This is a genomic window from Mesorhizobium sp. P2_F7, from assembly GCF_056403695.1.
The window spans coordinates 104,827-128,535 of sequence record NZ_JBFUFA010000014.1 but is presented as its reverse complement, the minus strand read 5'-3'; the positions used below and the strand labels follow the sequence as shown (position 1 = coordinate 128,535).

Annotated in this window: 20 protein-coding genes and 3 pseudogenes; 15 read left to right on the top strand and 8 right to left on the bottom strand. The window is 59.8% G+C overall.

What is annotated here, in order from left to right; translation table 11 throughout:
* Positions 1–167: 167 nt before the first annotated feature.
* Positions 168–1,919 carry an adenylate/guanylate cyclase domain-containing protein gene (locus tag AC1DZ8_RS29385; RefSeq protein ID WP_477309607.1) on the bottom strand — a complete coding sequence of 584 codons (1,752 nt, stop codon included), beginning with the start codon at positions 1,917–1,919 and terminating at the stop codon, positions 168–170.
* A gap of 682 nt (positions 1,920–2,601) precedes the next feature.
* Here AC1DZ8_RS29385 and AC1DZ8_RS29380 point away from each other — a divergent pair.
* From AC1DZ8_RS29380 to AC1DZ8_RS29340, 9 genes are all read left to right on the top strand, one after another.
* Positions 2,602–3,957, top strand: a complete 1,356-nt coding sequence (locus tag AC1DZ8_RS29380) for a sensor histidine kinase (protein WP_477309608.1) — start codon at positions 2,602–2,604, stop codon at positions 3,955–3,957.
* 100 nt (positions 3,958–4,057) lie between these two features.
* A complete protein-coding gene (locus AC1DZ8_RS29375; RefSeq protein ID WP_477309609.1) occupies positions 4,058–5,218 on the top strand; it encodes a sugar ABC transporter substrate-binding protein in 1,161 nt (386 codons plus the stop codon).
* A 520-nt stretch (positions 5,219–5,738) separates the two neighbouring features.
* Positions 5,739–7,211 carry a nucleotidyltransferase family protein gene (locus AC1DZ8_RS29370; protein WP_477309610.1) on the top strand — a complete coding sequence of 491 codons (1,473 nt, stop codon included), beginning with the start codon at positions 5,739–5,741 and terminating at the stop codon, positions 7,209–7,211.
* Between the two features lie 449 nt (positions 7,212–7,660).
* Positions 7,661–8,110, top strand: coding sequence for a PqqD family protein (locus tag AC1DZ8_RS29365; protein ID WP_477402058.1), 450 nt, complete (start codon positions 7,661–7,663; stop codon positions 8,108–8,110).
* Positions 8,111–9,187 (top strand): serine kinase, encoded by a 1,077-nt coding sequence (locus AC1DZ8_RS29360; protein ID WP_477402056.1) that lies wholly within the window; start codon positions 8,111–8,113, stop codon positions 9,185–9,187.
* Positions 9,188–9,200: 13 nt separating this feature from the next.
* Positions 9,201–9,965, top strand: a complete 765-nt coding sequence (locus tag AC1DZ8_RS29355; protein ID WP_477309613.1) for a glycosyltransferase family 2 protein — start codon at positions 9,201–9,203, stop codon at positions 9,963–9,965.
* Positions 9,962–10,642: a glycosyltransferase family 2 protein gene (locus AC1DZ8_RS29350; RefSeq protein WP_477309614.1), complete on the top strand. Its 681-nt coding sequence runs from the start codon at positions 9,962–9,964 to the stop codon at positions 10,640–10,642. Before AC1DZ8_RS29355 ends, AC1DZ8_RS29350 begins: the two co-directional genes overlap by 4 nt.
* Complete coding sequence (locus tag AC1DZ8_RS29345) at positions 10,639–12,099, top strand: nucleotidyltransferase family protein (RefSeq protein ID WP_477402054.1); 1,461 nt, start codon at positions 10,639–10,641, stop codon at positions 12,097–12,099. The genes AC1DZ8_RS29350 and AC1DZ8_RS29345 overlap by 4 nt, the downstream gene beginning before the upstream one ends.
* 86 nt (positions 12,100–12,185) lie before the next feature.
* A complete protein-coding gene (locus AC1DZ8_RS29340) occupies positions 12,186–13,091 on the top strand; it encodes a glycosyltransferase (RefSeq protein WP_477309616.1) in 906 nt (301 codons plus the stop codon).
* A gap of 644 nt (positions 13,092–13,735) precedes the next feature.
* Here AC1DZ8_RS29340 and AC1DZ8_RS29335 read toward each other — a convergent pair.
* Together AC1DZ8_RS29335 and AC1DZ8_RS29330 are read right to left on the bottom strand one after the other, a co-directional pair.
* Positions 13,736–14,011 carry a hypothetical protein gene (locus AC1DZ8_RS29335; RefSeq protein WP_477309617.1) on the bottom strand — a complete coding sequence of 92 codons (276 nt, stop codon included), beginning with the start codon at positions 14,009–14,011 and terminating at the stop codon, positions 13,736–13,738.
* A gap of 184 nt (positions 14,012–14,195) precedes the next feature.
* Positions 14,196–14,417, bottom strand: coding sequence for a hypothetical protein (locus AC1DZ8_RS29330; RefSeq protein ID WP_477309618.1), 222 nt, complete (start codon positions 14,415–14,417; stop codon positions 14,196–14,198).
* 154 nt (positions 14,418–14,571) lie between these two features.
* On the opposite strand from AC1DZ8_RS29330, the gene AC1DZ8_RS29325 reads away from it, so the two are divergent.
* The gene (locus AC1DZ8_RS29325; protein WP_477402051.1) at positions 14,572–15,051 is read left to right on the top strand and encodes a hypothetical protein; all 480 of its coding nucleotides are present in this window, start codon (positions 14,572–14,574) and stop codon (positions 15,049–15,051) included.
* Between the two features lie 668 nt (positions 15,052–15,719).
* Here AC1DZ8_RS29325 and AC1DZ8_RS29320 read toward each other — a convergent pair.
* Together AC1DZ8_RS29320 and AC1DZ8_RS29315 are read right to left on the bottom strand one after the other, a co-directional pair.
* Positions 15,720–15,914, bottom strand: coding sequence for a hypothetical protein (locus AC1DZ8_RS29320; protein ID WP_477309620.1), 195 nt, complete (start codon positions 15,912–15,914; stop codon positions 15,720–15,722).
* Positions 15,915–16,151: 237 nt separating this feature from the next.
* Positions 16,152–16,337: a hypothetical protein gene (locus tag AC1DZ8_RS29315; protein WP_477309621.1), complete on the bottom strand. Its 186-nt coding sequence runs from the start codon at positions 16,335–16,337 to the stop codon at positions 16,152–16,154.
* A gap of 682 nt (positions 16,338–17,019) precedes the next feature.
* Here AC1DZ8_RS29315 and AC1DZ8_RS29310 point away from each other — a divergent pair.
* The 3 genes and pseudogenes from AC1DZ8_RS29310 to AC1DZ8_RS29300 all read left to right on the top strand — a co-directional run bounded on the left by AC1DZ8_RS29310 (position 17,020) and on the right by AC1DZ8_RS29300 (position 19,795).
* Positions 17,020–17,382: an ArsR/SmtB family transcription factor gene (locus AC1DZ8_RS29310; RefSeq protein ID WP_477309622.1), complete on the top strand. Its 363-nt coding sequence runs from the start codon at positions 17,020–17,022 to the stop codon at positions 17,380–17,382.
* Positions 17,383–17,620: 238 nt separating this feature from the next.
* Entirely contained in the window at positions 17,621–18,286 is a 666-nt protein-coding gene (locus AC1DZ8_RS29305; RefSeq protein ID WP_477402049.1) for a response regulator, read from the top strand.
* 1,166 nt (positions 18,287–19,452) lie between these two features.
* A pseudogene (locus AC1DZ8_RS29300) lies at positions 19,453–19,795 on the top strand (low affinity iron permease family protein).
* Positions 19,796–20,010: 215 nt separating this feature from the next.
* On the opposite strand, the gene AC1DZ8_RS29295 reads toward AC1DZ8_RS29300, so the two are convergent.
* Positions 20,011–20,361: a hypothetical protein gene (locus tag AC1DZ8_RS29295; RefSeq protein WP_477309624.1), complete on the bottom strand. Its 351-nt coding sequence runs from the start codon at positions 20,359–20,361 to the stop codon at positions 20,011–20,013.
* A 280-nt stretch (positions 20,362–20,641) separates the two neighbouring features.
* Between AC1DZ8_RS29295 and AC1DZ8_RS29290 the strand changes: the two genes are divergently transcribed.
* Entirely contained in the window at positions 20,642–20,935 is a 294-nt protein-coding gene (locus AC1DZ8_RS29290) for a hypothetical protein (RefSeq protein WP_477402047.1), read from the top strand.
* A gap of 615 nt (positions 20,936–21,550) precedes the next feature.
* Positions 21,551–21,658, top strand: a pseudogene (locus AC1DZ8_RS29285) (ATP-dependent DNA ligase); the annotation flags it as partial.
* Positions 21,659–22,689: 1,031 nt separating this feature from the next.
* Here AC1DZ8_RS29285 and AC1DZ8_RS29280 read toward each other — a convergent pair.
* Both AC1DZ8_RS29280 and AC1DZ8_RS29275 read right to left on the bottom strand, forming a co-directional pair.
* On the bottom strand, positions 22,690–22,932 hold the full coding sequence (locus AC1DZ8_RS29280; protein WP_477402045.1) for a hypothetical protein: 243 nt from the start codon (positions 22,930–22,932) through the stop codon (positions 22,690–22,692).
* A gap of 231 nt (positions 22,933–23,163) precedes the next feature.
* Positions 23,164–23,603, bottom strand: a pseudogene (locus AC1DZ8_RS29275) (Ros/MucR family transcriptional regulator).
* Between the last annotated feature and the right edge of the window lie 106 nt (positions 23,604–23,709).

Sequence of the window (23,709 nt, the reverse complement as noted above, 5' to 3'; positions counted from 1 at the left end):
TTCCAGCCCGTCCGACTTGGGTGAGATTCGGGCGGTCGCCTCATCCGGGCGAATACCTGCTTTTCCACCTTGGCTGCACAAAGCGGACTGCCAGCCTTCGGCCCTGAGCCGTAGTATCCTGCCACGTTTCACTCTCGGCCAATCACGGCCGAGGACAACTCACATGGTCATTCGGGCAGACCCGCATCCTTGAGCCAAGCCATAATTCGCTGCAGGCGCTCGGGATCGCGATAGAACTGTGCGGCGGCAACACCAGAGCGAGTCATCTCCGGATGTTTGCCAAGCAGGACGGTGATGTGACCGCGGGCGGCGTCGAGCCGGCCAGTGGCGGCAGCGGTGATTGCCGATAAGATGTAGGCAAAAGGCTCGTTTGGCTCGCGCGCCAGGTAGAGCGCAGCATCGGACCGCGCTTGCTCCAGATCGCCCTGCCAGAGATCGGCCCAGGCGAGGTAGTAGATAGCCCAGTTGATGGCGTATGGGCTGAGTCGCCGCGAGGTTTTCAGGGTTGCTATGGCTCCCTGAAAATCGCCGCTATAGACCTGTGTCATGCCGAATGCGGCCGCGCAGTAGGCGTCGCTCGGCGCCAGTTCGCCCGCGCGGCGGTGGAATTCAAGGGCTTCATCGTGGCGCCGCTCCATCAGCGCAGCATTTCCCTTGTAGTGCAGAACTGCGCCGGTTTCGCCTACAAGGTCCTCCGCACGCTGAAGGGCCGCCTTTGCTAGCCCAAGAGAGATCGCCGGATCGGGGGTGAAGCCAAGCCGCGCATCCAACCAATGGGTGTGCGCCAGCATAACGAAGGCGAGCGCATAGTTTGCATCGTGATGTACGGCTCGTTCGTAGAAGAATCGTGCTTGGATATTGTCGAGCTTTGTGAACTTCAGTATTGCGGTCTGGCCCTGCAGGAAGGCTTCCCACGCCTCCAAGTTGCGGGTCCCTTCGGCCGCGATCCGCGCTGTGTCGCCTTCGGTCAAGTTAACCTGGAGTGCAACGGTGACGGCTTTGGTGATTTCGTCTTGAAGTTCGAAAAAGTCGGTGAGCTCCCGGTCATAGCGCTCGGCCCAAACATGCCCACCCGACGCGCCATCGATCAGCTGAGCCGTTACGCGAATTCTGTTCCCTGCGCGCCTCACACTCCCCTCAAGGATAAAGCGTACCCCCAGATCGCGCGCCACATCCTGAACCCGCACAGTTCGGCCCTTGAACATGAGGGTCGAGTTCCGAGCAATGACCAGCAGATCGCGCAGTCGCGACAGTTGGGTGATGAGGTCCGCGACGATTCCGTCGGCGAAGTAGTCCTGCTCAGGATCGCCCGACAGGTTGGCAAACGGCAGCACGGCGATCGAAGGCTTCTCAGGTGTCGAAGTGGTCGTCGCCGTAACCGTCACTGCCGGCGTGTTTGTGACCCGATAGATGCGCACCGGTTCGGCGATGTTCTTGAGAACCCGAGCACCAAGATCGTCAAACGAAAGCGCGAGCTTACTTCGAACTTGCCGGTAAGCGTCTTCTGAAATCCAAACGCCGCCGGGATCGGCAAGGGCTTCCAAGCGCGCCGCAATATTCACGCCGTCCCCGTAGAGATCATCGCCGTCGACTACGACGTCGCCCAGGTTGACTCCAATGCGCAGCACGATCTGGAGACCGTCCGACTGGTCAGCATTTCCGGCAGCCATGCGTTCTTGCAGCCGTGCGGCGCACTCGACTGCGTCCACAGCGCTGGCAAACTCAATGAGAGCACCATCACCTACCAGCTTGATGATCCGGCCACCGTGATTGGCGACCGTCGGTTCGAGAACGGTTTTCCGTCGATCCTTCAGTATCGCTAGCGTGCCGGCTTCGTCCTGCTGCATCATGCGGCTATAGCCGACCACATCGGCGGCCAGGATGGCGGCAAGGCGACGTTGAGCGCGTTGTTCAGCCATACTGTGCGATGGCCCCCAAGGCAGGAACTATCCGTAATTGTATTGCGACGCCGAGGACATGTCCATCTGGCCGGATTTGTCGAATGGGCCAAGAGGGCGGGTTGCCCACCGCCCTGACCACCAAAGGTAAGATTTTCGACGCTGCTGCCTAAGACACGGCAGTCGGCTTGCCGCCCACGGCCTTTTTAGTGGAACGACTGCTCGCGGGAAATGGCGCGACCAGCTCTATGGCGGGAAGGGGGCGCTGAGCCGCTGTTGAAGCGGCGGCGCGTCGATGTCCGCAATGGGGTCGGGCGAAGAACGGCAGCTTACCGCTGGGCGATCCCCGAAACCGGACAGGCAGGAAGCGGCCCCAAAGCTGCCGGCCAGCAGTGCGCCTCTTCGGAGGGACGACGTTGCCCGCCGCCCCTCGTGTTGGTTGGCTAGAAGAGGAAGTCCGACTCGGTCATATGAGCGGCCGTCGTCTCGCCCACCGCCACATTCAGGTCGGAGGGAAAAAGTGCATGCGCCAATCCTAAATTAGGCTCGTTGAATAAAGGTAAAGGGTCAGCGCTAACCACCCGCAGGCTGCGCCGGCCCATGCGCTTACGATCATGCACGCCGTGATGTCTGATGAAATGAAGTCAAATTAGCTTTCGCTACATGATGGCGCGCGCGCTGGAAATCGGGCAGGAATGCCCGGATGCAATTTTCCAACCGCAAAATTGTCCGACTCACGTTTGTTTCCCTGCTGATCGGGTTTGCGGCGCTTATGGCCATTGTCGCCACCAACTTCTGGCTGGGGCAGAGAGCCCAATCCTATTTCGACAATGCGATTGAAGCGCGTGATACGCGTATCGCGGCCGTCGAGTTGAGAAATGCAATGCAGACGGCCGAGGCGAGTGAGCGCGGCTTCGTCATCACCGGGAACGAGATATATCTTGGTCCTTATCAAACCGCAAAGGCACAGGCCCAGCGCCATCTCCAAGCGTTGCAGACATTGCTGACATCCTATGCCAATTCCGAAACGACACTTGAACGGCTATCCGCAATCATCGCCACCAAGTTCGATGAGATGGACCAGACGATCGCTCTCAAACGTGATCAGCGCGACGCCGAGATTCTGGCGATATTCCGCACGAACAGGGGCAAGGGTTTGACTGACGAAGCCAACGTGTTCTTTTCGGGCATCATTGGACGAGCGGATGACCGACTGACCTCCGGCGTGGCCGAACAGCGTGCCAATAGCGGATGGCTCCGGCTCGTTTCGGCGATCGGCGGATTTGTCATCGTCGCCGTGGTAGGTGGAGCAGCCTATGGCGCCGCGCGCTACACCAGAGAACTTCGCGATACGCGCGACGAGGTCAATGCGCTCAACAGCGAGCTGGAACAACGTGTCGCCACCCGAACTGAGGACCTGGCGAAGGCGCGCGATCGGGCCGAAGTGCTCTTGTCGGAGGTCAATCATAGGGTCGCCAACAGCCTGGCTCTCGTCTCGTCTCTGGTGAAGCTGCAGTCGAAGGCTGTCGGCGATCGTTCGTCCAAAGATGCGCTGGCCGAAACGCAGGATCGCATCTTTGCGATCTCGCTAGTGCACAGACGGTTGTATGGGTCGTCCGACGTTCGCTCGGTTGAGCTGGACGCATATCTGACCGGGCTGCTCGACCACCTGCGTACGTCGATGCGCAGCCAAGTTCACGGCGTTAGCCTGTCTTACAACATCGAGCCAATCGACCTCGAAACGGACACTAGCATCAACCTTGGCGGTGTGGTCACTGAACTGGTTACCAACGCTTTCAAGTATGCCTATCCGGATGGTGTTGGAGAAATCCGCGTCCGGCTGAGCAAACTGCCAGGCGAGCAGGCGGAGTTGGTGGTCGAAGACGACGGCGTTGGAAAGGCGGATGGCGCGCCTGCCAAAGGGACCGGTGTCGGGAGCAGGATCATCAATGCAATGTGCATCAGTTTGGGCGCCAAGATCGACTATCGAAATCTCCAGCCTGGCACCGCCGCTCATCTTGTGTTTTCGACAAAGCCACGGCGCGTCATCGCGGCCTAGTAGACCGCGCTATCACAAAGTGGAACACTGACTGCGACAGGACCACGAGCGTTGACATGACAATCGTCACCGCCAGCGGTGGATGTCGAGGGGAGGAAACGTGTTTGATCTGAAGAATATTGCCGGTCGATGGCCGATTTGGTCAGCCATAGCTTTGCTTTCGATCGCGACAATAGGGGGGAGTACTTTCGCCAGAGCCCAGCAGGGCACTCCTGGAATCACGCAGCGGACGGTATTTCCCAGCTTCAATCCGAACGCGCCCACCTGCAACGCGCCGGCTGATCTGACGAGGGTGCTTGCCTACGTGCAGGAGAACGACCGCGACTTCCTGCAAGGGATCGACCATGGTCTGTCCATGGCTGCAAAGAATCGCGGCCTGGAGTATCGAAGAGTTTTAGCGGAAAACGATGTGGGCAAGGCGATAGCCCAAGTGCAGTCTTTCGTCGCAGCGAAGGTTGGTGCCATGGTTGCCACCTCTTCGGATCCAGTGGCTTTCAGTCCGGCTCTTCAGCAGGCGATCTGGTCGGGAGCGTTTGTTGGCACTATTGTACCTCCACCGGCAACGCTGCTGCTCAATGCTCCGCAATATCGAACCGGCAAGGTGCTGACCGATGCTGCGATCGACCATATCAATACCAGGCTGGGAGGGAAGGCCAAGGTCGTTCTGCTGACCCAGGATACAATGGAGTTTCTGGCGCCCCGGTTCGCGGCAATGCGCGATGGGCTGAATGCGATGCCTGGCGTGACGATCGTTGCCGATATTGCGCCCAAGCCGGTTACCAAGGAAGGCGGCGCCGCCACCATGAAAACCATCTTGCTGGCCAATCCGGATGTCGACGTCATTCTAGGCGCAGATGCTGTGGTGCTGGGCGCGCTGCAAGCGTTACGCGCGGCAGGCAAGGACAGACCTGATCAATTCCTCGGCGGAATTGATGGCGAGCCGGAAGCTGTTGCTGAAATCCGGAAGGGGAATAGCCCTTACAAGGCGAGCATCTCGTTGTCCTCGCCTGTCTTCGGATATGCCATGGGGCAGTTTGCGGCCGATTGGCTCGAGGGAAAAAGCATTCCGCAGGCGATGGACATCCTACCTATCGCCCTGACAAGTGCCAACCTCGCGCAGTACGAGACCGATCTGCTGGATCCAGCCTCGGTGTATGCCGACGGGGCGCGCCGGGATGCCTACCTCAAGATGTATGGAAATATCTGCTACGACAGCCGCGACCGTTACATAAACTTCCCCTGGTCGTCAGAGCAGAAGTAGCCGCATTGTACGGTGTTTTTCAATGTCCATCGTTCTTGAGTCGGGTCCAAGCATCAATTTCGACATGAAGGCCAACGTCAGCCCTGAATCAAGGTCGCCCCGCGTTGCGTAGAGCAGCTTTGCGCCTTTCTCGGTCGTACAGCTCAATATTGTTGCTGCCCAGAAGCAGACATCTCTGGTGACCCGCCGATGTCCCGCACTTCGACTGTTTCTGGCACGTCTGACGTTGTCGGAGCGCCAGCGGAATCACTATGTATGCTTGCTGCATGTATGCTTGCTGCGGCGCGATTCGCACTTACGCCAAGAAGGGTCAAAACGAATGGCGCGTAAACTGTCCACGAAAGACCAAGTCGACAGTGGCCGAAAAACCGAGATTACCCTAACGCCACCGCCGCCAGCGCGCGAACGGCGAAGGTTGTCACCTCCAACTTTGGTCTGCAATAAGGGGCTATCTCGAAGTCGTAAGGCTCGCCATGCTACGGCGGGCAGTAAATGCAGCGAATAAGGCGGGCGCCGACTGATGGCCAATGCCCTACGCCGTATCGGCCGCCGGTTTCCGGACTATGGCTGGTCGTGGCCCACCGGCGGGCTCGACCACCTGCTGAAGGCCGCATTGCTCCCCGATGAGGAAGCGGCTGGCCGCTACGCGGGGCGCTGGCTCGATGAGAACGATATCGACCACGTTGCCTTCCGCGAGCATCGGCTGCTGGCTGCAATCTCCGATCGGTTCGGCCGCAAGCTCGCTGCGCATCCGGCCTATCCACGTCTTGTCGGCCTGCAAAGGATGCTGTGGACTAAATCGCGGCTGGCTGCCCGCGAGGCCGAGCCGGCGCTGCAGGCCATGATCGATGCTGGGTGCACGGTGATGCTGATCAAGGGCGCCAGCCGCATCGCCGTCAACGCGTCGGCGCAGCGCGGCCGGGTGGCGCATGACATCGACATATTGGTACGCCCACAGGACATGGTTGCCGCCTTCGACGTGCTGATCGAGCGCGGCTGGCAGATCGCCACCGGCGTCAGCCCGCAGTATCTGCGCACCCGGTTGGCGTCCTTGAGGTCGATGAATTTCTTCAAGGGCAGGTTCGGCGACATTGATTTGCACCAGCAGGCCTATGACGGATCGCAGCAAAGCGCCGAAGATGATCTGGCGATCTGGCAGCGGGCGCTATCGGTCGAGTTCAATGGCATGCGCGTGCTTGTTCCCTCGCCAGCCGACCGCATGGCGCTCGCTATCGGGCATGGCGGGCTCGACGCCCACACCCACAGCGACTGGCTGGTCGACTGCGCCGTCGCCATCAAGGGCGGCGAGATCGACTGGGGTGTGTTCGCCGACATCGTCGCCAGGCGCGGACTGGCCGTCGCCGCGGCAGTGGCGCTCTCCTATCTGACACTGGAGACCGGCATCGCGGTGCCGCCGGGCGAACTCGCACGTACGGTGGCGACGGCCGATCGCGCCGGCTTTTCACGCTGGTCCTTGGTGCTGCAAGCCAAGCCTCGCACCGATTTCGGCGGCCTTGTCTGGCTGTCGCGCGGTTTCGCCAAGCAGTTGCGCCTTAAACGCAAGAAGGGTCGCGTGCAACAGCCAACGCCCGCTGCCGTCTGGCGCGGCAGGCCGACATTGCGCAAGTCAAGAGCGACGCCGGCGCCGTTTGCGCTTTCCCAGACCCTGCCGTCTCCGGACAGGACTGGAGAGATGATGCTGGACGTCACCGTCAGGATCGTCGTTCCGCCGGTCCGGCGCCGTATCGAGATGGAAATCAATGCCGGCGGCGGCCATGTCGCCCGGTTGCGCTCCATGGTGATCAGCCGCGCCGGCGGCGGACGCGTGCTGCGCTTTCGCGGCAAGGTGACGGTGGACGACGCCCGGCGGCCTCTGGTGCTTGAGGCCCGGCCGTCTCGCCAGTTCCGCGCCTGGGACAATGAAGCCGAAGTCGCCGCCTATGGCGCCCTGCCGTTCCAATTGCTGTCGGCACGGTTTTCGCCAACTCGCTAAAATATCCGCTTAGGCGCCGTAGCGCTCGGTGCGGATGATTTCCGCTGACATGCCAGCCTCGATCAGGGCCTGGGCCGCATTCAAGACGAAGGCGTTCGGGCCGCAGACTGAGGTTCTGTGCTGGATTTGGTTTGGTCCACCCGACTGATAGGTAGGAAGCCTCGCCGCTCGAGCAAATTTTGACGACGTGGGGCACGGCCCAGTCGAAGGGACCTTCGGCGGCAGGATTTTCCAGGCATGCCGTCCGGCAAACACAGGTTTGGCGTTCGAATTCCTGCCCTCGATCGATGTTTCATGTGTGGGAGGTCACACATTAGCATTGACTATTTCCAGCATTGACTATTTTTTTGCAGAAGCGTTTGCACTGTCGTGACCCATGAAAGCTGCATGGGCTGGCGCGGTCACGCGGGCGATGGTGGGGCGCCTGGCTGGTTTCGCGATGCGACGGAATGGTACTGAAGGCGGGGGTTGTTCTGAATTTGTCCGGTCCATACAAGCTCGCGAGAGACGTCTCGTGCGAGAATTTCGACGGCGAGTATGTCGTCCTCAATCTGGCGTCGGGACACTATTTTTCGGTGTCGCCATCGGGCAGTGCCGTTCTCGACGGCATTATCAGGGGTTTCGACCTAGCTGAGGTGACGGATGCCCTCGTCGTTGCCGAGCCCGGCAGGCGAGATGAGATCGCTGGCTTCGTGGCCAGCATCATCGACCATGGTCTCGTTACTCCCRCTGTGGGGGCCATCGCCCTGCCGCTGACGGCTGACTGGCGCGATGTGGCGGGCACTGTGAGCGGCCCCATGCTGCTCGAAGCGTTCGACGACATTGCCGACCTCATCACTGCCGATCCGATCCACGACACCGACCCATCCGCCGGCTGGCCCGTCAGAAAAGACGCGTAGTTGGTCGCGACGACAGCCTTCACGACCGGCGACGGGATTACCCTGGATAATTTGCCGGCATTTGCCGGATGGGCGATCGAGCGGGCACAAACCGCCATGGATATGATGGTACCCGCTGTCCGCTTGGAATTGCCCCACCTCGAGGTTTCGCTCTACACGCAAAACGCCGGCTATGCCGAGCTTGCCCGGCAGCGGCTTTCGCAGGCTGGCGCCGGCCGAGATCGTGGCGAACCCTGCCGCATCCTGGTGACGTGGCCAGGCGTCGAGGGGATGATGGCGCCGCCGGGATGGGGCGATGCGCTCTTCCATTCGCGCCGTTTCGAAGAAGCGCTTTCGGGCACCGCATTTCGTGCCGAATTCGATCATGATTTGCGCTTCTGGCAGGTCTTCGACATCAGGCGAAACATCGGCGTGCAGTGGATGCAGTCAGAGCGAGCCTATCCACCCTGGGAGCCCGGCTCGCCGCTTCGCGTCTTTTTGCACTGGTTCTACAGCGCCCGGGGCATGCGGCTTGCGCACGCCGGCACGCTTGGCAAGAAGGGCAAGGGCGTGCTGCTGGTAGGCCGCGGCGGCTCCGGCAAGTCCGGCAGCGTCGTTGACGGTGTGCTTGCCGGATTGCAAACTGTCGGCGACGACTATGTTCTTCTCGACCATGGCGGCGGCTTTCCGATGGCCTTTCCGGTCTTCCGGACGTTCAAGCAGGATGCCGGTGGCCTCCGACGCCTCGGCCTCTACGATGCCATTACAGCCGGGCGGGAACCCAACTGGCAGGGGAAATATGAATTCTTCAGCGAAGATCTCGACGGTGTCGCAATGACGCCTTCGCTGGAAATAAGGGCCTTGCTGGTGCCGCATCTCGTCCAGCAGCGGCACAGCGAACTGAGCGCGGTGTCGCGGGCGCGGGCGATGTTGGCGCTTGCGCCGTCGGGGCTGTTCCAGATGCCGGGCGAGCGTGACAGCGGTGTTGCCCGCTTTGCCGAGCTGGTTCGATCGCTGCCCTGTTTCGGTCTGTCGCTGGGCAGCGATCGCGCGGGGGTCTCGCAGGTGATCGGCGATTTTCTGGATGGGTTGGCATGAGGCAAGGACGGCAATGAAGAAGGTCTCGGTCATTGTGCCGCTCTACAACCGGGCGAAATTCATCGAAGCCGCGCTTCGTTCGCTCGTCATACAGGCAGCCGATTGCGATCTCGATATCATCGTGGTCGATGACGGTTCGACTGATGAAGGGCCGGCCATCGTGCGCAGCCTGGCCGAGCGCCATCCATTCATCAGGATGATATCGACCGGGAACCAGGGTGTCTCCAAGGCGCGCAATGTCGGACTGAAGCAACTGAGGCCAGATTGCGAATTCGTCACCTTCCTGGATTCGGACGACGTTTCGACGGCTGCGCGGTTGACGACCGACCTGGCCGAATTCGATGCCTCACACGAACTGAGTCTCACCTACGGCCAGATCATGATGATCGACAAGATCGACCATCTGACGCTGGCGCCGGCAGCGGATTCCAACACGGCGATCATCCGCAGCATTCATGTAGGCGCCGGCATTTTCCGCAAATCGCTGGTCGATCGGGTCGGCATGTTCGATGAAAGCCTGTCCCAGGGCGAGGACACCGACTTCCTGCTTCGCTGCTTCGAGACTGGCGAGCCGTATCGGCTGGTGGAAACCACCACGCTTTACTATCGCCAGCACGCCGGCAACATGAGCCGCGACAAGGAGATCGTCATCAAATTTCTGATCCATGCGCTGCGCCGCTCGATCGTGCGACGACGCAGCAATCCCGGCGCGCGCATTCCCGAGAACCTGTTCAACATGAAGGCTCTCCAGCACGTCTATTTCGAGTTCGAAAAATGAGCGCGTCAATCACCGCCTACTGCGTCGTTATTCCGGCATTCAACGCCGCGGCGACGATCGGCGAAGCGATAGCGTCAATCCTCGGGCAGACTGTGTTGCCGGCCGAAATCCTTGTCGTTGACGATGGCTCGACGGACGCGACCGCCGCTCTGGCCGGAAAGGCGCACTCGCTGGTTCGTGTCATTGTGCAGGCCAATACCGGTTGCGGCGGCGCAACCACACGCGGCATGGCCGAGAGTCGGCATGCCATAATCGCCACGCTCGACGCCGACGATGTCTGGTTGCCGGGCAAGATGGAGCGACAGCTTGCCGTGCTGTTCAAGGATCAGACGATCGACGGTGTCTTTTCAAATCTCGAGCTTTTCGGCAAGGAATCGATGGCCGGACAGGTTCGAGCTGGCTGGGTCCGCTCCACCATGGTCATCCAGCGCGGTGTGTTCGAAACGGTCGGGCCGATTATCGATCCGCCGGGAAATCGTGGCGATATGGTCGACTGGCTGGCGCGGGTCCGAGAGGCGGGATTTCGCCTCGATCTGCTGCCCGAAACCCTGGTTCGCCGTCGCGTCTGGCCAGGCAGCATGTCCTATGGTCATGACCCGCTCAAGGACCGCGGCTACCTCCATGTCGCCAGGGAGCGCATCTTGCGAAGGCGACGCGCTGGGGATTCGTCTGCGTGAGCCTGACAAGTCTCTTGCTGCCGGCGCCCCCGCGCGCCTTTCCGATCGGCTGGCACGACCGGCTGGTAAAGGCCGCGATCCATGCCAACGACGCCATCGCGCTGGCGCATGCGGACGCCTGGCTGCTGGCCAACGACATCGACTATGCCTCGCTGCGCGACCACGGCCTGCTGGTTGAAATAGCGACGCGTTTCGGGCCGCGCCTTGCCGCGCACAGCGCTTATCCCCGGCTCGTCGGCTTGCGCAGGATGCTGTGGACGCGTTCGCTGATGGCGCTTGGCGAGGCAATGCCGGCCCTTGTCGCGATTGCCGGCACGGGTGCCCGAATGCTGCTGCTCAAAGGGGCAGCACGCCTCACCGATGCAGACCAGAAGCGGGTCGTCCACCACATTGAGATTGCCGTTCGCCCCGAAGACATGCTGACTGCCTATGACGGCTTCATCGACCGAGGCTGGCGGCCCGCGCAAAGTGTCAGCCATCACTATGTCCGAGAGCATCTGGCCTCGATGCGCGGCGTCAAGATGTCCAGAGACAATGCCGGCGACATCGACCTTCATCTCAGCCTGTTCCATCCGGGGCAGGGCGGCGCGGGTGACGATGAAGCATTCTGGGAGCGGTCGCGCCCGGCGCTGCTCGATGGAGTGGGAGTGCGGTTGGCCTCGCCGGAGGACGGGTTGGCGTTCGCCATTGCCCAGGGCGGTCTCAATAGCCATGAAAACAGCGAATGGCTCGTGGATGCAGCCAGTATCCTGTCTCGGCAGACGGTCGACTGGCGCCTTTTCGAGGCGATCATCGCCGCCCGGTCGCTACAGGCGCCGGCGCTGTTTGCGCTTTGCTATTTGTCTGGTGAGGCGGGCTTGCCGGTTCCCCAATCGCTGCTCGACACCATGGCGACGACAGCACAAGCGAGGCCGCTGGCCTATCTCCGGAGCTTTGCGCAAGCCAAGCCGCGCGAAACCGCGACCGTCGTCGACAACACCATCCGCCGCGTCGTCAGGCTGCTACGCAAAGGCGCGGCCCGCCGGCAAGCGCGGCGGGCCGGCGACCGCTTGCTCAAAGTGCGCAAGATTGCAGGCGGCGATAGCGAACCCCATCCATCGCCTAATATCGAGCAGTCCGTCGCCGTGCCGCCGCAGTTGCATCAGGGCCGCGCGTATTTCCATGCCATCGTTCAGCTTGCGGCGCCGCCAGGCCGGCGCAGGATCGAGTTGGAGGTCAACAGCGCCGGCCGCCACATCGGCCGCATCCGCTACCGCAAATGGACCAAGGCCCGTGGAGTGCTCACATTGGCCATCGATGGGCCGATCGATATCATGGCCGGTGAGACTGACATCAGACTGGTGTCGCGGCCGAGCCGGCTTTTGCGCCATGGCGGCGACCCCGGGCAGAAGGCGCGCTACGGTGCGCTGCCGTTCCGATCTGTCGCGCTGGAGATCACGCAGCCCGCAGAGAGCTAAGGCTGCGACCAGAACAATCGTACAGGCAAGAACATGGAGCCCGTCCGGAATCATTCTGGCATAAACAGATCTCGACAGGGGTGTTGATGAGACTTTGGAAGCACGGCGAGAAACGGCAGCGCGAGCTGCAGATGCGCCCGCTGAAGCTGCGCAGCGCCTTCCTGCGATGGTGGCACGGCCCGCTGCGCCCGAACCCGGATGCACGCATCGTGCTGACCGTTCGCTACAGCGTGCATTTCCTTGGCGGCAGGGAAGGCTGGGTCTTCAACGACAGGTTGAGTCCGCAGGAACATATCGCCTGGCTGTTCGATGAGGCGAGGCTGCTTGAACGCCTCCAATTCTTCTCCGGCATTCTGTTGCCTTCGCTGTTGACACAGGACTTGCCGATGCAGCGAGACCGTCGCGAACTGGTCATCTATATCTCGGAAGGATTGTCGGACGCCCACCGCACAGCGCTGGAGGCAACGATCGGCCAATATGACTGGGCACGGCTGGTGTCGGTGCCGATGGGCGCGCTGGAATATCCCGATGTCGGACCGGATGCCGAGCACGCGCATTTGCGCATCGATGACGACGACGCCCTGTCGCGCGATTTCCTCAGCCGGTTGTCAGCCTATGTCAGGCCCGAATTTCACGGCAACATCATCACCCAGCCCACGGGCTATTTCGCCGGCTTCGACGATGCCGGCCATCTCATTCTCAAGCGGGTCTGGATTCCGATGATCGCGATGGGCATCGCCTATATCGTCGGGCCCCGGACCAAGTTCCGTTCGATCTATGAGGTTGGTCCGCATTTCCACGCCTACACCGCCGCGCCCACCATCATCGGGGATTCGGCACCGGCCTACGTCCGCACGGTGCATCCCGGACAGTCGATGTATCCGCTGACCCTGTTTGAGGGCGATCCGACAATAAACCTGGAGGAGGTTTGGCGGCATATCGAGTTCGACCCGGAGGCGCTGCGCCCGAAGGGGACTGCAACAGACGCATGATGCAACTCGCAAACAAGGGTCGACTTTAATCATTCCTCTTGTGTGTCATATCGCGCCGGGCTTCGGATGCTTTCGCACCCATCGGGCGCGTCCGTGCTGGGAACGATGGCCCGCGCTTGCCTAGTGCGAAGGCGGCGCGAGCTTATCCCCTTGACAACTCCCGTCCGAGTAAGGCACCGCTGACGGGCAAATAGTGGCGCCAATGACAAAGAGCGTTTATGAAAAGCCGAAGCTGAACAAGAAGGGCAAGCTGACTGCCGTCACTGCTTGACCGCAAGCTTCTCCTGCCGTTCCGGCAGGGCCGACGCCAACCTGAAACCCGGTGACCATGGCATGAAAAAAATCTACGTTCGACCGACCCTCAGACGGGCTGGCAAACTCTCTGCTGTCGTGGCTATCGTCTCGAAGGAAATCTAGAGGTTCACAGATCCCGCTTGTTCGTCGACCGGCGAGGGGATGGGTTGCCGACAAGCGGCGTTTCCCGCTTTGGCGCATCACGCGGACGGTACATTTCTTGTCGCGAACGATTTCGACTGCTTGCTCGGGCGATCCCCTGTATTCAACAATTCGACACCTCAGCGTCGTAAAGGCGTTGGTCTGCTCGCATGGCCTGTTGCCAAGCCTTTCTCAGGACGGTGCGTCTACTATTGAGGTTCCGACGACCAGGGAAAATTGAGATACTGGTCGCGGCTGTCGTAGCAGATGTTGCCATACATCCGTAAATAGGCATCTCTTCGGGCCGGATCGGCATAGACCGCCCCTGGATTGGCAACATCCTTTTGATAGTCGCCAAGATTTTGCGCCCTGATGATGTGCGGCAGAATATCCATCGCTTGCGGGATCGGCTTTCCCTCCAGCCAGTCGGCCGCATGCTGGCCCATCGCATATCCGAAGACAGGCGAATTCAGGCTGACCGTCATCTTGTAGGGACCTCCCTTTGTGATTTCGGCTATTGCCTCGGGCTCACCGTCGATCCCCCGATAAACTGATCCGGCCTGTCCTTGCCCGCCTCCCGGAGCGCCTGCAGGGCGCCAAGTACGACACCATCGGCGCCCAGCACCCCGTCCACCTGCGGATGTGCCTGGATCACCATCCGCATCGTAGCTAATCCCCCTCCTTGCTGACAGGATTGGGGGAAATATCGGCTACGATGCGGACGTCGGGAAGCGTGTCGAGCGCATCGCGGATGGCGACAAACCGCGGGGTGAGAAATTGCAGGCTGTCCTGGGTCAGCAGCACCACGTCGGGTCGGCCGTCGAACTTGTCCTTGATATACGCAACCGCCGCGTCGCCCAGTTCCTTTCCGGTGATGGCGCACCGGATCATGGATATCCCGCCAAATCGGACCTAAGCCCTATGAGCCAGATACAAATCGTCTTACGGCAGCGTAGCAAAGGTCCTGCTTTCACTTTTCTGAGATATGGCGGGAATATCTCAGCCTCCTCAGCGTTGGCCTAGTGTATCGAGGAGGAGACCAATCATGCAGAAATCAACATTGACCCGAACTTTGCTGCTTGCTCTGCGGGGTTCAACTGTACTGGCTTTGGTGGCGGCGCCCTATCAACTCAGCTTTGGAAGCTTGGGCAAGATCCAGCTGGCCTCTGCGTATGCCGAAAGCGAGGGTGGCAGCGGCGGGAGTGGCGGTGGTGACGGCCATGGCGGCAACTCCGGGTCTGGCGGCGATGGAGATCACGGCGGCGGCAACTCTGGGCCTGGCGGTGGCGGTGACGATGGTGCAGGCCACGATGCCGGTGACGACAATGGCCATCACGGGCAGGAGCATGTGAATGCAGCAGGCGACAAGGTCGAGATTTCAGATGACAAGACCGAAGTCACCCATCCCGACGGTACAAAGGAAGAGATTGAGGATGGCCGCCTGGAGGTGAAAGACGCTTCAGGGCGCACTATCGTTGAGCGTCCTGCGACAGCCGAGGACATCTCGCGATTGCAGTCTCTGTAAGCTGAGCGTCGAGGGCTTGCGCGAAACTGTTGTTGCCAACGAGCCGTAGTTAAAGGGAACAACCGTCCCTTGGAAATGGCTAATCAGCATGCGGAAATATCGGGTTGAGGAACTTTGCGGTCTAAAGCTCATAGCTTCCCACCGTGTCGCGGCTAAAGATGCGAAGGCGGCAGCAGTCGAGGTTGCCGGCGCGCCGGTCTCGGCAAGATATTCCCACAAGTATTGGTACCGTGTTGTGGAAGAGGCCGGGGGCGCGTCTTATGAATTCGGCGTCCGTCAGAGGCGGTACGGTTCCACTTCTGCACGACCCTAGATAGGACGGCGATCCCATCTGCGCTGTGAGATGCCCCCAAAAGAAGTCAGATTTGAACCCTTGAAGACTTCTTTTGGGTGCATACCATCAGTTCATTGGAGTTGATGGCGACCTTGGACAACGAGAGAGGCGAGCATCTTTGGGCTCTCGACCTTGACGCTCTGCGCAAGGCTTTCCGTGAGTTCGCCCACGACATCACGGCTCCCGAATGGGGCGAACAAGCCCAGCGGTTCTAGAAAAACAAAGAGACCGGAAGCGCGAACCGACCGCTACCCAACAGTAGGGCAATGGCCGGTGCCCCAAGTGGTGCATGCGAATCCAGCCAGCGGGTTAACGCGCGCTCGGGGAGGCTCCTCTAGGTGGTCTCGCCGAACCTCGTGTTTGCATCAGCGGAAAGCGTTAGGCGCAGTTGGTGACCTTCAGCGAAATCTCTGGCATCTTGCTCGCGTTCGAATTCACGCTTTTTGAGGTGTCCTTGCTCGACGATTTGGACGACCCACTGACCGCCGAAAAAAACGACCGAAACGCGGGCAGGCCCATCTTTTTCCATGGGTGTTTTCCACCCTTCTCCCGGAAATCGTTAATCTCGACATCTACTCCAAGCACACCCAAAAGAAGGATCCCGCCATCCCCCTGGGCTGAAGGGTGGCGGGACCAACAGCCGGCGACGAAAGGACGTTAATCGACGGGTGTCTACCTAATTCGGATTAGAGCCGCGCGTTCCATGTGATCCACCTTGTCGGACCTTATTGGCCCGCGACTGGACCTTGGTCCTACCTCTGTAGCGCTACGTTGCCGTCGGCGGCTGGGCCGGCCCTGTCAGGTTCCATTGGATGAACGGCGCCCTTTTGCCGGTGATTGTCTCGATCGACTTCAGCAGCGGCTCATGGACGTCACGAAGGGCGCGATAGTGCTCGCAGTGGTAATCTAGGAGCGGACCGACGATGCTCTTGTGCAGCGCCTCTGCTGCCATAAGGAAGCGATCGATCTGATCCTGCGAAAGCTATTTAGAAGGTTTGGATCTGGCCATTGGCGATCTCCGTTTAAGGGGGTTCGCCGCAACGAGGATTATATTCCTACATGTCGGGCCGACTGACAAGGCCGGACGCTGGCCTACCTCACAGGAAGGAAATAGGGCCACGGCGCCACCTATCGCTGCCTCGATGCTCGCTGGCGCTATTGCCGGCAGCGCGACATGATCAGAGCCGCCGGCCGCCCAGAAGGCGATTAGGGGGCGTCTGATTCATCCGCCGTATGAAGCATTGTCTGGAATTGCGCCAGAAGATGTACCGCAGCTCGCTGTGCCGGGGTTAACCCCGGCGCGGTCCGATGGTGCCGTATCGCCATTGCGACGTCTTCCTGAAGAACCTCCTTTGGTATGATCTTTTCATGGGCTATTCGCATTGCAAGCACTTGAACAATCGACCATGCAGCCTGCCCCGAAACTGCATCGATATGTGGTAGATTTCCCTCTGGCATATACCCCTCCCGTTTGACCCAAGGTGAGCATACGAACTTATTCGTCGCCCGTCTTGCACGGCCGGCGCTGACGTCAAGAAAAGCGAGAGCTAATAAAGGAGAGACGGGCAGCTTGCCGAAAGGACACCTCGCTGCTAGCCAATAGTCCCCCTCGGCTAGCCCCTTAGTCTGATTCGATGATTTCAAAGAAACTTGCCGACAATGGCAAAACTGCCGCCGAGTTTCTCGAATTGATGGGGAACCCAAAACGGCTCCTCATCATGAACCACCTGGTCGCTGGCGAACTTTCGGTCGGTGTCCTTGCCAAGAAAGTTAAGCTCAGCCAATCGTCTCTCTCGCAGCATCTTGCCAAGCTTCGCGCCTTCGGCCTCGTAGATACCCGTCGCGAGGGTCAGACGATTTACTACATCTGCTCGTCCGGCGCAGCGCGCGAATTGCTAGCCTTGCTGGATGGCTTCCTGGAGACAGGAACACCGCTCAAGGGCCTGGGCCCGCACTATGTTGCGAACAGGCTCCGCCATTGGAGTGTAGTAGCCTGAGACCAGTACCCCAAGGGCGCGCCCGTGACTGGAAGCCGACCTTCGAGCCGACCAAACCGGCTTGACGGAACATTAGCTGTCGCTAAATGTTGAGGCGTGCGGCAGGTGGTGCCCTCCATTGCCTGCCGAAGATCGGGCCTCCGATCGGCCCGCGCTTCTTTCCGCCCGTAAGAGGCGCGGGCTTCAAGCATCGAAGAAGAATTACGGCACGCTTCCACCGAGTGATAAGTTAGCAATCGTGACCCACGCCATCCGCATCGCCATTGTTGACGACCATCCGTTGTTCCGCGAGGGCGTAGTGCGCAGCCTCGGCGAGATCGGCGGTTTCGAAATGGTCGGCGAAGGCGCCAGCGCCGAGGATGCCGAAAGGCTGGTCGCGGCCATGCGGCCCGACATCGTGCTGCTCGATATCAGCATGCCGGGCGGCGGGCTCACCGCCGCGGCAAACATCATGGCCGGGCACCCCGGCCAGAAGGTCGTCATGCTGACCGTGTCGGAAGCCAACGCCGACGTTGCCCAGGCGCTCAAGGCCGGCGCGCGCGGCTATGTGCTGAAAGGCGTCGGTTCGAAGGCGCTGGCTGAAATCCTCAGCAATGTCGCGGCTGGCGAAAGCTATGTCTCGCCGACACTGTCGGCCCGGCTTCTGTCGGACCTGTTGTTGCAGCCGACCACCCGCAAGGCCGATCCCATCCAGCAACTCACCGGCCGCGAGACAGATATTCTGCGCCTGGTGGCGGAAGGCTTAAGCAACAAGGAAGTCGCCGCGCGGCTTTCGCTACAGGAGAAGACGGTCAAGCATCACATGACGCGGGTTCTGGCCAAGCTCAGTGTGCGCAACCGCACCGAGGCGGCGCTGCTCATGCGCGAGCGCGACGGCGCCACAGGAGCATTTCTTAGGCGCTGACCCGACTGAACCTAAGTCCAAACGCGTGCTGATTTTCCGATGCCATGGTACTCGAACACCGTCGTCCGGTGCCCATTGGCTTTGGGGCTATAAGTGATGTCGGTCACCCGCACCCAGTCTGTCTCCGACCTTCGCAAGGTAACACTTCTTCCAATCGCAGAAGCTGCCTCAAAGGGTGTCGGAGCTTCAACCACTTGTGTGGAGTGAACCGCGTCGCTCTCCATTTCTTCGACACGAAAGACCTTCACGGCATCGACCTTGAAAATGATGATCTTCTAAAACGCTTGTAGCCAACATTTGTTCGAAAGCGTACGGTGAAATAATCGTCGGCCGACTAAAGGGCGCTGACGCTTGGGAGCGACGACCGCACTCCTGCCCCACATGGAGGCCGGAGCATTGCCGCCCGATTCAAAACTCAGCGAACAAGCCGTTCGGGCTCTCGCCCGCGAGACCGGCGCGACGGAACAGTAGATCAGGGAAATCATCTCGCTGATCGGTCTGGACCGCGCTTCGATCGTGAGGGAAGCGCGCCTGGTTGCTGGCACCGATAGTATGAACTGACAGCACGCATCGAATTGTCGGTTTCGTACGAAGCAAAAACGACCGTCTGAATCTGGCTATCTTCCTTGCACGGCTCGCAGTGCGACAGGGCGCGAGCGGTAGGGAGATTACATGTGCTCTTGCCCACGGGAAACGAGCCATGGATCGTCCAATCATCAAGGCCACGAACGACCTGCTGCGTCGCGTCAGTGCCGACGACTTTGCGTTGCTGGAACCGCATCTGTAGCCTCGCTCGCTCGACCTCCGACAAGATTTGGAGAAGGCGGGCGAGCCTATCGCGTCCCATGAAGTCGGAAGCGGATACGAAAGCTGCGTGGACGGCCATGAGTGCGGACGACCGCGCCGCAATCATGAAGGAGTGTGCCGACGAAGCCGTCGCGAAGTCGCACGCAGATTTCTGCAAAATGGCAATGCAGATGGGCAAATAGGCCCAACTGAAAGGACAAGCCCGCTCGGGCCGCGCCGGCGGGCTTTTTCTTTGAGCCGGCGACCAGGGGCAAGCCGCGATCAGCCGTTGGAACATTTGCTCATTCGGACGCTGACTATGGGCAAGAGCGGTGAACCGTATGTGCCCTAAGGCAGACAATTTGCTCGATCCCCAGACGATGCGGAGTGAACAAAACCGTCTCCTCTTCCTTGCGGCGGACTTTCTTTCCCGACCACCGGGTTTTACGTCATGATCGTGGCCATGGTGATTTGCCCGGCGCTGGTCCCGTTCGATCTGACAAATGCCGTCACCTATGCCCTCTCGGTGGCGGATATCGTCATCACCGGTGTAGTGCTGATCCAAGGCTACCGGGACACAGTCGCGATCCATGCCAAGCTTGACGAGATCAATTGTCGCGCTCAAGGAAAACCAGGAACGATGTCATCGGGCTTGAATATGGGGACCCTGAGGAGATTAAGGCGAAGCTCCGTGAGTTGGAAAAGGAGGCTGCCATTAGGTGAGCACACGCGGAACCAATTTCCTCGACAAATGGATGGCAGAAACACATGCCGCATGCCATCACCGACGATCCGGCGGCCATCACCGATCTTTGCCGACCAGGTAATGACGGCAGCCGACAAGGAAGGCATCCGCGCAGACGAGGTCAGGAAGAGGTCGGTAGCGTTTTCGGGCCATCCTTGAGGCAATGCAGAACCACAGCCGCGGTTACAGTCGCTTAGAGGTTGTCCTGTTTGCAGTCGACAAGGAACGAAGCTGCAATGAGGTCATCGCTGTCAATTCGGCCGCTGTCGCCGCCCATGATGGATGCCACCTTCTTAAAGACCTGCATGTCTGCCTCTGTTATATGCGCTTCGCGCATCCTGGCCTTGAGTGAGGCCAACCGGGTGTCGAGGGCTGGCGAAAGTTCGACGTGATTCATCTTCGTTGATCGTCCTTTGGGGATTGCTGCAAAGTGTTCCGCCGCCCTCGTGGGCAGGAAGGCGGCGGAACGAAAAACCGGCGACGAAGGGACGTTAATCGACGGTCGGAACTTAATGCCGCGGTCAGCTGCACGTTCCGTCCCCATCACAGTCTCGGACCTATTTGTCTGGGAATCGGACCTAAGTCGGATCCCAACGCTCCGGCAACGCGTATCAAGCGGCCCCGGATAGCCAGACAGCGCCCAACGCTACCCTGTCTGTAGGGAATGGCCGGTGCGACCCGGGGCTCTCGTTTTGGGGGTACAGGCCGCACCGGCCACCGCGGGTGATCGGATCTCCCTCCCCGCACTGCCGAAAGTATTACATATTAGCAATTGCGCAACTAATCCTATCGGCCTACCCAACCGCAGGGGAGGAGTGACTTAAATGGGAGAGCGCGAACCTATGGACGAGCATTTGCAGGGCAGGATTATCGCCCTCGAACTTTTCATGCGGTCGGAACTTGTGGCTGTATCGATGGCCCAAAAAAACCCTATCAGGCACCTTGAAGCGCTGAAAACCGCTTTGCTTGCCGACTTCCATACATTCGGGCCCATCGATGAATATAGCCAGAGCGTGTTGAACGAAGCCAAGGAAGCTCTAGTCCATACGTTCGAACAGGCAGCAGTGCGATTGGAGCAGGCCGGCGCCCGCAGCAATGAGAGGAAGCCCGCCTCTTGATGGCGAAATCGTGTCGGCTGGCGTCTAAATCGAAACCGGGAATCCTCCCCGCCTTAATGCTCGGCGCCGGTCGGGGCCTTTTCGTTCGGAATCCCTCATCTGTTCGGCCGATGTGCCAGACAAAGTATGGCACCAAGTTGCACATGTGATCCTCTCCGGGTCACCACCGAACAGCCCCTTTGCCGGTCCCTAAATGGGCCTCTGGGAGGGCCGTCTCCGCCTACCTCGGAGGCGGGATTTGGTTAGCGTCGCGAGGGGTAAGGAATGCCGAGCGGGGTTTTAATTCCGGTTACCGTGACAATCGACGGGGTCAAGAAGACATTCCCGTCGCTCACAGATTTGGCACTGCATGTAGGTGCAAATCGGAGTGCGCCGATTACCTGGCGTAATCGCAACCCCCACCGACCAATTCAGGATTGGGTGGATAAGCAGCTCATGCGTAGAGTCCGCAAGGCAAACGGTCACGGCTGACCCCTCCGCATGGGGGGCGACACACAAAGTCGGCGTGAGCGTGCGTCCTTCGTTTCATTGATACGTGACAGGGGTCGAGGGTCGCCACTGCGCTATGGGTGAAGAGCAGCACGACAAACAGCGCAACCAAAGACGCAAATCCGGTTGAAGCGGCCGACGACGCAATGGGTCAAGCCGGGGCTGATCGGCCGCGTGAAGCACCTGCGCGGCGAGGAGGATTTGCGCCATGCTTCGCTGCAGGATTTCCGAGAGAATGACTCTCAGCAGCACGGTACGGCTGCGATCCAGCTTCATTCAGCCCCCCAAGAGTGTGTTCACGAACTCTCGGCGGTTCTCTCGGCGAGGCTCTTTGCTCAGGATCGGGCGCTCCAGGCAGTAGTAACTAATGGTCGCGACAGTGATGCATAAGACCATCCCTGCCAAACAGAGAAGTGAAAAAAGAACACCATCGCAAACGCGAGAAAGCGTAAGTCGTCAAGCGTTGGATACTGCTGCGACGCAGCGTTCGATTACTCTGACATATGTAGTTCCCCAGCCGGGGAGCAATTTTATATGCAATCGAGCATATGGCAACTAAGGAATAAGAAAATTATTTTGATCCAAGCTACGCCTTATCCACAAGATGGGCTTCCCATTTGCAACCTTTGCCGATGTCGTGAGTTGTAGCTGCGGCGGTCGATTTCCCCAGCCCGGACTGTGGCCGCTCCCATTGAAAAGCCCGCTGCAGCCCCTCCGCAGCGGGCTTTTTCTATCGTCTGCAGATGAGTGGGCGGCAGGGTTGGGTTGCATTGTGCTAATGCCATGCCGGCCATGGCGAGCCTCTACTTAAGGATGAAATACAGCGGCACGAGTATCGAGAATGCCGCAACCGCAGCCAAAAACAGGTCAGTGATCATGAGCCCCCGCTGGCCAGACCGAGGAAAAAAGAAAAACCCGCCGACCAAAGTCAGCGGGCCATCTTCCCTCGTACTACGCCAGGCGTTTCAACGATTGGCCCCCGCCAACAACCTGTCGTCCCAGCGCTGCCAAATGTTATATTAGCTTGCCAGAAAATTCGCTGTAGCGAACTGGCAACAGCGTTAAAATTTTAGGCGATTATGACAAACCTAGCCCGACAGCCGGCGCCAGCAGCGGTGGTAGGAAGCCCGCCTCTTGATGGCGCAATCGACGGGCTTCCCTTCCCAGAGACTTGGTGAGGGGATTACCAAGCCAATCATAAACTTCGATGAGAAGACGCAAGTTCCAAGGCGCTGCGAAAAAAGCATCTGCCCTCTTCGGGACCGCTACCCAGCCGTGGGCGGCCTAACCGGCCCTGTCATGTTCGGCTGGATGAACGGCGCGCGCTTGCCGGTGATCGTCTCGATCGACTTCAACAGCGGCTCATTGACCTCACGAAGCGCGCGATAGTGCTCACTGTGATACGCGAGCAGCGGCCGGACGATGCTCTTGTGCAGCGCCTCTGCTGCCAGGAGAAAGCGCTCGATCTCATCCTGCGATAGCTGGCTGGAAGGTTTGGTTCTGGCCATGGTAGCGAACTCCGTTTGAGGGGATCGCCGCAACAGGAATATAATCCTACATGCTGGGTTGAATGGCAAGGTGGCATTATCGCGGAGTCACTAAAATTCTAGGTGCCTAATTAAGGCGACGCTCATGGACATCTGCGCAACGTGTTCCAACCAGCTTGGCCCGTTGCCATTGGCTCTCACTAAGCTGGCAGCGGGCTCTTGTCCCTAGAGTTTGAAGCCTTCGCCTTCGGCTTAACTGATGCCTTCTTTGCCGGGGCCACCCTTGCCCAGTCCTGCGGCCTTCGCCAGTGCAGAGCGGGTCGCGGAGTACTTTGGCGCTGTCGTGGGGTAGCTGCTGGGCAGATCCCATTTGGCGCGGTACTCGTCAGGGGTAAGGTTGTGCGCGCTCCACAAGTGCCGCCTCAAAGATTTGAACTTTTTTCCGTCCTCGAGACAGTAAATGAATTCGGCGTCACTGAGCGCTTAGGGTCGACGGCTGGCTCCTTGGCCTCGGCCTGCGGCGGGATCTGGCCGCTCAGACCTGACAATGAAGCGTGCACAGATGCAATCAGGTCGGGCAGGCTGCCGACTGGCACCGGGTTATTGCTGACGTAAGCGGCGACAACATCCACCGTTAGTTCGGCTAGTTCAACCGCTTGGTCGTGGTCGTGATGGTCGTGGGTGTCCGTCATTCGTTGGCCCCCTGTTGTGATGCCCGGATATTAGACCGAGCTAAGGTACGCAACCAGAGTCCCGACATCGAGTTCCACCGATTTTTGGCGGGACGACAAATGGCCG